This window comes from Synoicihabitans lomoniglobus, assembly GCF_029023725.1.
In the GTDB taxonomy this organism is placed as follows: Bacteria; Verrucomicrobiota; Verrucomicrobiia; order Opitutales; family Opitutaceae; genus Actomonas; species Actomonas lomonigloba.
Map to the genome: position 1 here is coordinate 2,582,484 of NZ_CP119075.1, position 13,636 is coordinate 2,596,119.

The following is a 13,636-nucleotide window of genomic DNA, read 5'->3' on the forward strand; positions in this document are numbered from 1 at the left end:
CTATCGCGCCCCCACATCGAGCGTCGCCTGCATGGCTTCGCTCTCCGCCAGTTTCTCCGGATACTTCGCCTCCCATTCCTCCTTGTTCAGACGTTTGACCGTGTCGGTGCGGAATGGACTCGCCGGTAACCCCGCCCCATTTTCCAAATCGCAGTCCGGGAACCCGTCCCACGCGTAGCGCACATAACGGGCATCCTCGACCGCGTCGGATCGCAGCATAACCGTGTTCCCGGCGATCTCGGCTCGGGCGGGATGGAACGCCTCGTCCTGACCCGCAAGTTCGAAGCCCCGCAACTCGGGGGACCGTGACCGCAGCCCCGACTCGGCGTGATCAAAACTGACGATGGCGCGCCCGGCGTCGAACCGGACGCCCGCCAGGGTCGGGCCCGAAAATTCGATGTCCTCGCCGTAGGCAAGATGGCGCGCCGCGAGGGCCAAACGATGCCCCACCGGCTCCTTGTCTTTCGGATGAATGTCGTCCTTTTCACCCACATCAATCGCCACCGCCAGCGCAGTGTTGGGCTCGGAGCGAGCGACCAGCCGCTGGGCCTCACGGATATAGGGATAGTTTTCATCCACGCGCAGCTTCCCGTCAAAACTGGCAAGTTGCACGATGAGGAACGGGAGCTCTCCCTGCCCCCAGTCCCGTCGCCAAGCCCAGATCAAGTCACGCATCATGCGCTCATAGGGTTCGGCCCACCAGGAGTCGGTTTCCCCCTGATACCACAGAATCCCTTTCACTGCGAAGGACGTGAGAGGCGCGATCATCGCGTTGAAGTAGCCCGAAGGCATGCGCTCGAACGGATGGCGGGGCGCCCGCTCCGACAACGTCGGATCGGCGTCCAGCCGGGCAAGGTATTCCGCGTATGCCGGATGGTAGTTGGCCAGCAATTCATCAAAATACGTGAAGTAGTATTCAGATTCCGGGTTCGCCGCCAGATCGGGTGCACTGATCCAGCTGCAAATGCGGGTGCCTCCGACGGATGACAGGACCAGCCCGACCGGAATATCCTGGGTTCCGGCGATTTCCCGTCCGAAATAATACTGCACCGCAGAGAAGTTTCTCACGGTTTCCGGGGAGCAAACCACCCACTCGCCCTGCACGTCGTCCAACGGAACATCCGCCGCGTTCTCCGCCACGGTGAAAAGCCTAATCTCCGGATGATCCGCCGCCGCGATCGCCGCGTCTGCCTCCAGGGCGCGACTCAGCGAGAAACGCATGTTCGATTGACCGCTGCCGAGCCACACGTCCCCAACGAGAATGTTGTTCAACTGGATGCGATTGAAGCCGCGGATCTCCATTGAAAAGGGTCCACCCGTTTCCAAGTCGGGCAAGGCAATCGTCCATTGGTTGTTCTCGACCGTGGTATGATACGTGCGGCCCTGGAACATCACGGTGACTTTTTCGCCACTGATTCCCTGGCCCCACAAACGGGTGTCGGGGGATGCCTGCAGCACCATGTTGTCGCCCAAGATGGCGGGCAGTTCGATATCGGCCCGGGCGGGTTGAGACCAGGCCAGCAAGCCGACGGCCAGCAGGCTCAGGGGTTTCTTAAAGTCAGGGAGTTTCATGAGCAAATAACGACAAATTCAGAACGAGAATGGCACCGTGTAGATTTCCAAAAGACCGACTCCGCCGCCGGCCTCGGCAGAAGATAAATGCACTGTATACGCGCCCGGAGGCACTGTCAGCAGCAACACCGCATCCTGGCTGGTTTCGTCGAGCGCGAACGCGCCCAACGCGGCGCTTGTCGCGACGATCTCCGGCACATGCGCGTTGTCGCCCCAGCGATCATTGGAAGCTACAATTGCGCCGGCATCGAACAACGTGATCCGAGGATTCAGCAAAACATCCGCGACTCCAAACGCCGCCAGCCCCGGTCCGACGGCGCGCAGCAACAAACGTCGGTCGGAAGCAGTCACCACCACCCCCACGATCAAGGGTTCCCCTCCGTCGCCCACCCGGCCTCGCGTGGACAGGTTGGTAAATTCTCCCCGATCCCAAAATCGATCATCCGGCATCCACGCCGGCCCGGTATTCCCCGCCGTGGCCACCGCCCATGTCGGTGGACCGGCGGTCACTTCAAATGCGCCCACGTCGAACGGGATCGCCCGGCCCTGACCGTCCCGATCATGGTCAACGATGGGAAACGCGCCCCCTGCGGCGTCGACGACCGGGCTCTGGTCCGTTGGCCGCCACAGACCATCCGCGTCGGCGTCGAGCAAAGGATCCGCCACCGTCAAGCCTTCCGCGCCCCACGCGCCCCATTCACGTCCGAAAGCAATGTTGCCAAATACTTCCATCGCGCCCGGTTCCGGTTCCGCCCCGTCCACCAAAACACCGGCCATATCCGCGCCCGCCACCAACAGGTTGTTCGCGATCACCACGTCGCGCGGGAGCTCCGTGCGACGACCCGATCCCAGGTTTCGAGCATAGAAAAGATGCGGTCCGGTCACATCCACGATGGTGTTGAACGCCACCACGGCCCCGTGTGGTGTCGGGTAAGAGGACACCCCGGCATCGGGCACGCCGGCGTAAATCGAGATAGCTGCTCCATCACGACCGCGGGTGCCGTGAATGTAATTATTGATCACGACATGATCGCGACCGATGACGCGGATCCCGCCGGTATTGCGAACCCGTTCGCCCAGGAAAACATTGCCGTCGACGAGGCACCGGTGGCCATGGCGTAACGTCAACATGCCCTGACTGCGCAGAAACGTATTGCCGCGGTAAACGTTCTCACAGGATTTGTTGGAAACGATTTCCAACTCCCCGTCGCACTCCTCAAACAGGTTGAACTCCACCGTGGTGCGGGAGACTGAATCCACAAACGCACTCGTGCCGATGCGGATGCTTTCCCATCCATTCTCGCCTTCGCCACTGACGTGATTGGCGAAATGATTGTGATCAATCCGGTGATCATTCGGCTCGCCATCCAACCATGCCACCACGGTGACGCCACTGTGGGCCTGGCCGGAAAAGTAGCAGTGATCAACACGGTTGCGACGGCCATAAAGTGATACCCAGAAATAGCGGGTCGCCCGATCCGGCGGGTTGTAATCGATGATGGCGGTATTGGTCAGACGGCAGCCCTCCGCCTCGCGATCACCATGGCGGAACTGAATAATACTGGATGAAGCCCGGGGGTAACCTTCCGTGAAGACCAATCCGTCGACCACCAGATGGTTCCCGCCGATCGCAAGGGTCGAATCGCCGCTCAAAATCACGCGACCCGGCGTCTGGGCTCGCAGCACAATGGGTTGGTCCGGCGTGCCGGCCCCCTCGAACACGATGTGCAAGTCGGTCCATATCCGATTGGCCAATACAACTTCATCCCCGGGGCGGGCGGACGCCAACGCGGTGATGAGTTGAGATTCGCTGCCGACCACGGTCGACAACGCGACGGCCCGCGGTGCCGCGATGACGGCCATCAGCACCAACCCAATCCAGTTCATTCGAAGCGTCGGCCGCATGCGTCTACCTCAATTCGTGCGCCACCGTGGCCAGCGTCGACCAATCATCCGTGCGAAAGGGCGTCGCCGGCAAGCCGCTGCCCGAGACCAAATTACATTCTGGATTGTCGGCCCAGGCGTAACGCACCGCGACGGGATCGGTCATGTCGGGATGACTCACAATGACCGCGTCGCCCTCGATTCGGGCCCGTCCGGGTCGAAACACGCGGTCTGCGTCCGCCACTTCAAATCCGGTCACCGCGCCGGAACCGCTGACGCGCAGACCGCCGGCCGTGTGCTTGAATTCGATGCGCACCGCCTGGTCGCGTCGGATCGTTGCCGTGGGCTGCGGACTGAACACCTCTGCGGGATCGGCCCCATACGCGAGTCCTTGCGCGGCCAGCGCTGCACGTCGGCCCACCGGTTGTTTTTGGGTGGGATGAATATCGCCCGGTTCACCGATATCGATTGTGACCACCAGCGCCGTGCCGGGGAGCTGCCGCAATTTTAATTGGGCCTCCCGCAACTCGGGCCACCCACTGCGCGTGGGCTCGGGTTGGCGGTAAAGGTTGGGCAGCTGCACACACACGAAGGGCATGGTTTGACCGCGCCAAGCCGCCCGCCAGGATTGCACCAATGCGACCAGCGTCTCCGCATACAATTGCGGCGCACCCACGTCACTCTCACCCTGATACCAAAAGAAGCCGCGCAAAGCGAAGGGGGCGAGCGGAGCAATCATGGCGTTGTAGAGCGCGGTCGGCACATACTGGCTGTGGGGTCCCGTTCGCAGTCGCGGCGTGGCGGGCGGTGCCTTGCCGGCGGCTCGGGCCGCGGTGGCCCGTTCTTCCCACTCCGCTTCCATTTGCGGCAGGGCCGCATCGAATTCCGCTTTGGCTCGTGGGTAGTCCGCCAGTTCCCGATCCCATGCCTCGGCGATGACCTGCAACTCGGGCCGCGAGTCGATGGCCTCCCGGGGCAGCCAGACCTTGGCCTTGGTGCCGCCCCACGAACTGTGAATCAGTCCCACCGGGCGTTCGAGCGTTTGGTGGAGATCACGTCCCATGAAGTAACCGGCGGCGGAAAACTTGCCGACGGTGGCCGGCGAGCACTCCACCCATTCGCCTGCACAATCCCACTGCGGACCGTCTTCCGCGATGGCCCGCTTCACCGTGAACAGGCGAATCGAGGGGTATTGGGCGGCGGCGATTTCCCGCTCGGCGTCGTCGGATTGTTCCACGCGCCATCCCATGTTGGATTGACCACTGCACAGCCACACCTCCCCAACAATCACGTTCGTCAATATCAACTCGTTGGTTTCCCCCACGACCTTCAGCTCCGCCCCGTTCCCGTCGGCCGTCATCGCCGGGAGCGTCACCTCCCAGGCTCCGTCGGCGTTCGCCACGGTCAGATACTCGCGGTCCCGGAAGTGAACCCGCACCGTCTCCTGCGGTTCAGCGCGACCCCAAATCGGCACCGGCTTGTCGGCCTGGAGCGCCATGTTGCTGCCGATGATGGCGGGCAGGCTGACTTCGGCGGTGACCGGGAAAGCCAGGCCAAACATTAGGGCGGACAGAAAAACGCCCCGGCATGGAGCGCGAAGAAGGTGCAAAAACTGCGACGGGATCATAATCCGTGAATGCGGTAAAAGTGGTGGCGGAAAGCGAAAACGGGCTGCGCTCAACGAAGAACGCAGCCCGTATCAATCAGGTCATGCTCCGATTAGCGGAGAGGGAGCACAGCCGCTTACTTGGCTTGATAGACTTCGATCAAGGCGTTGCCGGTCGTATCGCCGACCCCGGAGAGCTGGACGGTGTAAGACCCGGCATCAAGGGTGAGCAGAATCACGGCATCGGCGCTGCCCGCATCGAGCGGGAAGGCGCCCACGGCGGAGGAAGTGGCCGTGATGCGGCTCACATTTTCCGCGTCCCCCCACTTGGTGTTGGTTTTCAGAACAACGTTATCCTTGAACAAGGTGAGCTTGGGATCAGCCAACACTCCGGTCACGTTGAACGTGCCGAGGGTCGGTCCGATGCCACGGATGAGCACCCGCTTCTGACCTTCTTCAATTACGAAACCGGCCGTGAGCAGGCTGTCGCCCGTGCCGACGGCTCCGCGCGTCGCGATGTTGGCCACGTTGCCGTTGCCGAGCACGACCGGACCGGAGTCGGTGAGTTCGGTGTCACCACTGCCACTGCCCACATCCCCGGCCGATCCGGGCGCGTTGAGATTCGTGCCGCTGGTATCGATGTAAAGGTCGTCGAAGTAGACATCGTCGACCGCCGCCGGACTGGTGAGGCTGCCCACCGTGCTGCGGGCGTAGAAGTAGGTCTGGGGCGTCGTGCCCTTGGACCGGAAGATCGCGTTTTCAATGATCGGCGTGATCGCGGTGTATTCCCCACCCCGGATGTAAGCGCTGTAAACGTTGGTCGGCTGATCGAACGTGAACCAGAACTCATACCAGGTCTGCGCTTCGAGCACGATGTTGGTGGTCGTGTATCCTGTATCATCATACGCGATCATGATGGAGTCGATCGCCTGGCCGACCACTTGGGAGTAGTCGCCGTAGGATTGCGGGGTTTCTTCCGACGGGCTGGTGCCGAAAACGGGGCTCACGAGATCCGTTTCCTTCGAAAAACGATAATACAAGGTGCCCGATCCCGTGACGGGGGGCAGCGGAATCGAGAACCAAGTCCATTGGCCACCCGTGCCGTTCAGAAAGGAACCCGGAGCGAGTTGCAGCACCTTGTTACCCGCGGCAAAAGGATCGTCGACCTGGGAGATGGACCCGCGACCTTCCGCGGCGGTGGCCGCGTTGCTGTCTTCGATGGCGCCGTCCAAACCGGCTTCGAAGTCAGCGACTTTGGTGAACTCAGCCTGCGCCGAAGTAAACGCAAGTAGGGATATAATACTTAACAGTGTTTTATGTTTCATTTGGGGGAGCTTTCGTTTGTCCGTCTCGTTCGAGTCACGACCGAGAAGAGAGGGGTTAAAATGACATGCGGGCGCTGAGCCGGTAGGAAATCGGGCTGTAGAAGACTTCGGTCCGGCGCTTCTCGATCGAACCATCTTCCACGTTCACGTAGCTGGTCTCAGTGTAGCCCTTTTGGTCGTTCAGCACGTTGTAGACGTTGAGGGCGAACCGCCAATCGGTCTTCTTCCAGCGCAGGTTGTAGACGAGCCCCAGATCGACGTTGATGCGGGTTTCGGTGTCCGGAGTGCCATACAGGTTCTCCGCCAGATCGCTACCGCCCACTGAGGTGGTGGTCGGTCGCGGTCCCGTGTAGCGCACGCCCGCCAACAGGGACAGTTTGCGCAGGGGGCCTTCGACGAAGGTGTATTTGTTCCACACGGATGCTTCGTGGGCGGCTCCGAAATACAGGCTGGTGCCTTCGATCCCACCCGCGGCGGAGTCCGCGGGCACGATGTTGGTCATCGAGACCGGCTGGCCATCCTTGAGAATGCGATCGGGCAGTCCATCTCCGTCATCATCGATCTCCTCGAGGCCGTAGGCGGCCCGGCCAAAGGTGCGCACCCAGAGATCGTATTCGGTGCCAAACTCGACGCCGGTCAGCTGATCAACCGCCGCCACCAGATCGAACGGATCCGTGACTTCGCGGGTGGTGTAGGCGTAATTGAAGATGACCTGCCAGTTTTCGATCGGCGCATAGACCAATTGCGTATCCACGCCTCGGGCACGATCACTGAACGTGACATTGGTCGCCCCATACTCGCTCGGATTGATGCCGAAATAGGTGCCTTGGGAACGATCGTAGCGGATGGGGTCGTAACCGTCACCCAACGTCGAACGCGTCTTGCCGACATCCGCAAAGGCCTCCTCGATCTCGTCGCGGAAACCGGCGGCGTCGAGTTTGTTGTAGTCGAGAAACACCACCACGCGGGGCTCGGCCGAGCTGTTGCTGGTGGATTCGACGGCCAAAATGCCGTCCTTGTATTTACGGGTGACCGGATCGACCTGCAGGTCGGCGGCGTCAAAATAAACGCTGTCCACCGCATACGAGAGCGGTGCGGTGCCATCGAGAATGGCGGCGGCCTCAAAGTCGATCAGCGGGCGGGCGCGATTGTTACCCCGATTGCTGCCGCCGACCCAGTTGGCCGGCGTCGGCGCGCCTTCGAGCCGCCAGATGGCGTTGTCGCGTTCGATCTCATAGACCGACAGCGTTCCCGACAGCTTGCCGCCGGCCAAATCCCATTTGACCCCGATTTCCTTGCTCAGACTGCGTTCCGCATCGATGAAGTCGTCATTGCCGTCCAGCGCTCCCGTATTGGGCGACACCCCTTCCGCCACCAGACCATAGGCGGCGAGGCCTTCCCGGATGTCGTAGCGGAGGGCGAAGGTGCTGGTGGTGACCCGGATCGGTTCGTCGAAATTGTATTCCTCCGAAAGAAATCCGTAGGTCTCGTTTTCCGGATTTTCAATCAGACCCGCCACGCCGTTCTGGCGGTCGTATTCCTTCTCCAATCCTTGGTAGCGGTCATGGCGCACCCCGCCGATGAACATCATGCGATCATCCCAGAAGCGACCCTGGTAAATGGCGTAATGTCCGGTATACCACAGATCGGTCTGTTGGTATTCCCGCCCCGGTTGCGCGAGCAACTCGCCGTTGTATTGGTAGGGCTCGGTCTCGTAGATGTCGCGAAACACGATGGAATCTTCGTCCGAGGGATCACCATCGGGATTCGAGGCCAGATTAACCGGCGTAAACATCCGGGTGACCAGTTCCGCTCCCACCGGATAGTCGATCGTATCCTTGATGTCGTGACGACCGAACAGAATGTTGTGCTGCGCGGGTCCACCCAGAAACGGGGTTTCAAACTGGTAGTTCGCCCGCACCCGGTATTGTTCGAACACACCCGATCGAACCGAGTTCGACCAATAGGCCCGCGCCGTCTTGTTGTCGTTGGTATCGGGGAAAACCGGGGACGGGGGATTTTCGAACGTCTGGATGAAACGGTCCGGGACGTATTGCAGAATCGTCCGGTAGGTGCCGTCCGGCCGACGCACCCGCCGCTTCACGAAGATGTTCGATTCCTGATTGTTGATGGTGCGAATGCGGACGTCGAAATCATCGGTGTCCTGCCCGCCCCAATAGCCGCCCATATTGAGGGTGAGCCCTTCGATCGGTTCAATGTCGAGATTGGCCAGAAAATTCCACTCGTCGCGCTCCTCGAATGTATCCGGTCCCGAGATACGATACTCCGGTCCCACGCCGCTGAAGTCGCGGCTCCAGTTGTATTGCTCGTTGAACTCGTTGCGCAGCTCTCCGCCGTAAGCGATGCCGCTGAGATCATCGTAAAGATACTGCGTGCCGGTGCCGCCGTAGCGGGTGTTGGCGCGTTGGTATTCCAGAAATATATTGGTGGACGACCAGGGCGAGTAGTCGATCTGACCGACCAGATAATCCAGGTCCTTGGTGCGGAAATCGGTCCAGTGCTCCCTCTCCTCCTGCGCCAGGCCGATCCGATATCGCAAATCACCCGGAATCCAGGACGCCGCCAATGGACCGGTGGTTTCCGCCGTGAATCGCTTGAAACCAAAATTGCCCATCGACGCGCTGAGCGTGGTTTTCTGCTCCGGCAACGGTCGCTCGGGGATGATGTTCACGATGCCCGAAAGCACGCCGATACCGTAGAGGAGCGACGACGGACCGCGGACCACTTCGAGCCGCTCGTAATTCAAAGAATCGAGAACACCACCCAGCGTCACGCCATATTCGGAAACCGTGCCCCCTACGCGAAATCCCATGCGGTTTTGAAACTGCACATTATACCCGCGAATGCTGATCGCATTGCTAAAGGATCCTCCCAACCCGCCTCTCGTCGAGGGTGAGAGTTCGGCCGAGTAACTGGCATTGGCTCCCCGGGAATTGTCTCCGGAACTCTCCCGGTTCTCGTCGGTGAAGACCCCGGAAGTATAACTCAGCGCTTCCTCAAAGTCGGTGGCCGCCAGGTCATCCACGAATTCCGCCGTGATGACCTCCAAGGGCATGGGCAGATCCTGGATCGCGGTATTGAGACTTGTGCCGGAGATGGAATTCGTGGCCCGGTAGCCTTTGTCCTCGCTTACATCGACGCTAAAAACCGATAGCATCACGATGTCTTCTTCGGACACTTCTTTCGTATTAGCAGATTCTGTAGTAACCTGAGCGTTGGCGCTGGCCACCGCTAATAGACAAGTCGAACCAAGCGCAAATGCGCGGCCAAAATGTGAGAACATGGGCTTAAGGGGCAATGTGTGGTAATGCCGAGGGGGTAGAAACTTTTGAGGAGAGGTATCTCCAGAGTTAATAATTATTAGTGTTGGGCGGTTTTTACTGTCAACTCTTATCTACCGTTGGTTAACGGTTATTTACGCCACTTTGACGCTATTTTTCGGGTAATTATATATATTTATCAGCAGTTCCAGTAATCCTTCTGGGCATATGATATTTCATTGAGGCCAACCGGATCTGCTTCACTCGCATACCTCCAATAAGTCATGCTTATGATATCCGGGTTGCAATTTGCCGCCTTCGCACTTTGACCATCAGGCAAGGCCCGCATCAGAAGCGCTTTAGCGCTATGTTAACCAGAGCTCCCAACTGCATTAACCAAAGGTTGTATTATTCGCCGAAGTGTCGTTTCAGGGACGGACCTTTCGACCCATTGCGGCCTCAAACAGCTAAACGTATCCCTGTTCACTCTCACCCGGTGCATTTCGCTTTCATGAATGCTTTTCATTTATGCGGGATTCATGCGCTTCACAGTCATACGGGGATGAGACGACCCCGTGAGTCTGCCCCCCTCCCAGCCAGAGCCTCGCGCCAGCGCGTCTGCCGAAGATCTTGGCCAACGGAACAACGCGAAGAAACAATCTTTGTGCCCAAACCCTCCTTAACGGTCACAATTCAACTCATAAAAAAGGCGGCGTTCAAAAACGCCGCCCTTCGCTGTCATTTCGGAGCGATCTTTGACCGGAGTGGATATCCCGATGACGCCCCCTGCTCTCCCTCCCGCCCTACCTCAGGCCTAACGCACTTCGTAGACCTCGATCAGAGCGACTCCCGAGCCGCCGTCGGCACCGGTGAGTTGCACGGTGTAGGCACCGGGACTCAGTGTGGCGATGATCGCGGCGTCGGCACTTCCATCTGCGAGGCCGAAGGCCCCCAACGCCGCAGCGGCGGATGCAATTTCAGTGGCTTGGCTGGAATCGCCCCAATTGTCGTTGGCAAAGATGGCGGTCGTGCCTCCGCTGGGAATCACCGAGATCTTGGGATCGGCCATCGTTCCCGTCACGCCGAAGCCGGCCAGCGCCGGCCCCACGCCGCGAATCAAGACGCGGCGCGGCTGATCCCGAATGACGAATCCACCTGTCAGGGTTTCATCGGCGGTTCCCGCATAGGCGCGGGTCGCAATATTGGCGATGGCGCCCTCGCCGACCTCGGGCAGGTTATTCGCCTTCACCTTACGAATCTTGGCGTCCTGCTTGGTGGTGAAATACAGTTCCCCGGCTTCGTCGGTGCCGAAACGCAGATCCGTGCGAGATGCGGCCACCCGCTGCAACAACGTGCGGTTCGTGCCATTGTGGGTGAGCCTGAGCTCTTTGATTTCGGCTTGGGCCCCAAGCGTGAGACTGTCGGCATCGACGTAGAATACACGTCCGTTGACGATATCGCCAAAGACCAGCTTGCCCTGCAGTTGCGGCACTTTTTCCCCGCGATAGACTTGGCCGCCGGCAATGGCCCGACCCTCGTCGTGGTCATACCATGCCACGGGGTAAATATAACCAAACTCCGCGTCGTTGGCCGGGAGTGGCAGCACCGTATCGGGATCGACTTCCGGCTGCAGCACAAAGGTGCCTTCACGACTGCTGTAGCCATAGTCGCCCCCGGCTTGAATCAGGTTGATCTCCTCCCCGTTGCGTTCGCCGATATCGAACAAAAACAGGCGGTCCGCGTTGGCCGGATCCCAGGCAATGCGATGCGGGTTGCGGAAGCCCCAGGCGTAGATTTCGCCGAGGGTCGCCGCGTCGCCGTCGTTCACAAACGGATTGGTCGCGGGCACCCCGTAGCGACCGTTGGTGGCGTTGGTGCCAAGGGGATCGATTCGCACGAGCGTGCCATTCACGCTGTCGAGCCGATGCGCCGAGGTGGGCGCTTCGCCCGCCACGGCTTCACCGTCGCCGACACAGATGTAGAGCAGGCCGTAATCCTCATGATCGGCGGTGGCGAACGGGTTGAATGCGATGTCCTGCACGTTGTGCACGAACCGCGCGTATTCGATGCGCATCACTTCGCGACGGGTGCCACTGAAGGTGTTCGCGAGCGGATTGCTCGCGGTCCACTCCAGGATGACACTTTGCACGGCCGGAGTCTCGCCGATCGGATTCACGAAATCCGCCACGCCCGAACCGGCGGGTTCCGTATGCGCCGTATAAAACTTACCGTTCGTCGCGAATTGCGGATGAAAGGCGAACGAGTGAAACCCCGTGCCCAGGCGCGGGGTGTTGATGAAATTGGGGAGCTCAACCGTGAGGTCGAGATACGTCGTGCGGGCATCGCCGTTGAAGGCATACATGGGGCCGTTGAGGTCGCACACGAAGATGCGCTCAGAGCCATCGTAGGCCGGCTTCATCACGGACAAACGCGCGCGCGGCGAACCGGAGTTCGTCGCCGGAGCGGTCAGCCAGTCCTCCACTTCGACCGTGATATCCCCAAACACGATGGGGTCCGGCAGCGGATTGTTTTGAGCGGAGAGAACCGCAGCGCATAGCGCTGTAGTGAGAGACCAAATACCGGGGCGAACGTAGGAAAGCACTGTGTGGGGATAATTGAGGGGGAATAAGAAAAAGGCGGGTGGCCGCGACCGTGCGCGGACCACCCGCCCATGATTGGTTCAGGCTAGCTGAGAATTCTACGGTGTCTTAGCGGACTTCGTAGACCTCGATGAGAGCCACTCCCGTGCCGCCAGCGGTGGCACTGCCCACCTGCACCGTGTAGGAACCCGGATTGAGCGTCACGACCATGGCGGCGTCAGCGCTGCCAGCATCAAGCGGGAAGGCGCCCAAGGTCGAAGCGCTGGACGTGATCTCGGCGGCTACCGAGGAATCACCCCAGTTGTCGTTCGTGAAGATCGCTTCGGTGCCACCACCCGGGAAGACCGAAATGGTCGGGTCAACGATCGTGCCGGCGACACCGAAGCCACCGAGGGTCGGGCCCACTCCACGGATGAGCACGCGACGCGGATTGTCGCGAATCACGAAACCAGCGGTGAGCACCTGGTCACCCGTGCCGGCAAAGGCGCGGGTGGCGATGTTGGCCAGATAGCCGGTGCCGACCGAGCCGATGTTGCCATCCGGCGTCGTGCCCACGGGCGTGGAGCCCGGGGTGGAGATGTTCTCTCCGGAGAGATCGACGTAGATGTCGTCGAAGAGCATGTTGTCGATGGCCTTGGGGGACAAAGCGCTACCCGCGGTCATCCGGGCGTAGAAACGGTTTTGCGCATCCGTGGAGTTGGAACGGAAGTCGGCACCGGACGCGATTTTGGTCGCGGTGGGGTAAACATTTCCGCCCTTGACCCAGAGGTCATAGGTGTTGGCCGGGGTATCGATAACGATCCACAGTTCATACCACTTGCCGGCTTCCGTCGAGCTGCCTGCCACCTCGGTGTAGGACCCATCATGGTAGTCAATGATGGTGTCGGCTTCGATGCGGAAGATGGAGGAGAAATCTCCGTAAGCGGCGGGCACCGCGACGTGGGTGGTGCCGATCACGATGTCGACGATGTCACCCTTCTTGGCGATACGCGTGTAGACCGTGCCTTTGCCGGCGATGGCAGGAAACGGCAGGTCGAACCACGTGTTGTTCGTGTCGGTGCCGTTGGCGAACACGCCCGGAGTGAGTTCGAGCACTTTGTTGCCCGCCTCGTAGGGATCATCAATGACGGTGATGCTGCCGTTGCCGCCGTCGGCGATGATGGGGCTGGTGCCAAAGGTAATGCCATCGGTTCCGCCGGTTTCAAACGTGTGGACCGCCTCGAATTCAGCGAAGGCCGCGGAGGCTACGCTCAAAGAAAGCAGAGCGGCGAGTAGTTGTGTTTTTTTCATGGTATGGTTACTTTTTATTGGGGTGGGAAACATGAGGTATGGGCGCTCGAACGGAGCCGGACGCGGTCCTCAAAATGT

7 protein-coding genes are annotated in these 13,636 nt (G+C 60.2%); all 7 read right to left on the minus strand.

Annotated features, from left to right (window positions below):
• The 7 genes from PXH66_RS10175 to PXH66_RS10205 all read right to left on the minus strand — a co-directional run bounded on the left by PXH66_RS10175 (nt 1) and on the right by PXH66_RS10205 (nt 13,558).
• A complete protein-coding gene (locus tag PXH66_RS10175; protein ID WP_330931482.1) occupies nt 1-1,572 on the minus strand; it encodes a sialate O-acetylesterase in 1,572 nt (523 codons plus the stop codon).
• 18 nt (nt 1,573-1,590) lie between these two features.
• Nucleotides 1,591-3,477 (minus strand): polysaccharide lyase 6 family protein, encoded by a 1,887-nt coding sequence (locus tag PXH66_RS10180; protein WP_330931483.1) that lies wholly within the window; start codon nt 3,475-3,477, stop codon nt 1,591-1,593.
• Between the two features lie 4 nt (nt 3,478-3,481).
• The gene (locus tag PXH66_RS10185) at nt 3,482-5,017 is read right to left on the minus strand and encodes a sialate O-acetylesterase (RefSeq protein ID WP_330931484.1); all 1,536 of its coding nucleotides are present in this window, start codon (nt 5,015-5,017) and stop codon (nt 3,482-3,484) included.
• 182 nt (nt 5,018-5,199) lie between these two features.
• A complete protein-coding gene (locus tag PXH66_RS10190) occupies nt 5,200-6,387 on the minus strand; it encodes a hypothetical protein (RefSeq protein ID WP_330931485.1) in 1,188 nt (395 codons plus the stop codon).
• A 55-nt stretch (nt 6,388-6,442) separates the two neighbouring features.
• Entirely contained in the window at nt 6,443-9,586 is a 3,144-nt protein-coding gene (locus PXH66_RS10195) for a TonB-dependent siderophore receptor (RefSeq protein ID WP_330931486.1), read from the minus strand.
• 896 nt (nt 9,587-10,482) lie between these two features.
• Entirely contained in the window at nt 10,483-12,270 is a 1,788-nt protein-coding gene (locus tag PXH66_RS10200; RefSeq protein ID WP_330931487.1) for a PQQ-dependent sugar dehydrogenase, read from the minus strand.
• A gap of 106 nt (nt 12,271-12,376) precedes the next feature.
• The gene (locus PXH66_RS10205; protein WP_330931488.1) at nt 12,377-13,558 is read right to left on the minus strand and encodes a hypothetical protein; all 1,182 of its coding nucleotides are present in this window, start codon (nt 13,556-13,558) and stop codon (nt 12,377-12,379) included.
• Nucleotides 13,559-13,636: the final 78 nt, after the last annotated feature.

Bases quoted from the DNA above. Each gene is read 5' to 3' on its own strand.
- PXH66_RS10175 (WP_330931482.1), bottom strand. From the start codon at position 1,572: ATGAAACTCCCTGACTTTAAGAAACCCCTGAGCCTGCTGGCCGTCGGC.
- PXH66_RS10180 (WP_330931483.1), bottom strand. From the start codon at position 3,477: ATGCGGCCGACGCTTCGAATGAACTGGATTGGGTTGGTGCTGATGGCC.
- PXH66_RS10185 (WP_330931484.1), bottom strand. From the start codon at position 5,017: ATGTTTGGCCTGGCTTTCCCGGTCACCGCCGAAGTCAGCCTGCCCGCC.
- PXH66_RS10190 (WP_330931485.1), bottom strand. From the start codon at position 6,387: ATGAAACATAAAACACTGTTAAGTATTATATCCCTACTTGCGTTTACT.
- PXH66_RS10205 (WP_330931488.1), bottom strand. From the start codon at position 13,558: ATGAAAAAAACACAACTACTCGCCGCTCTGCTTTCTTTGAGCGTAGCC.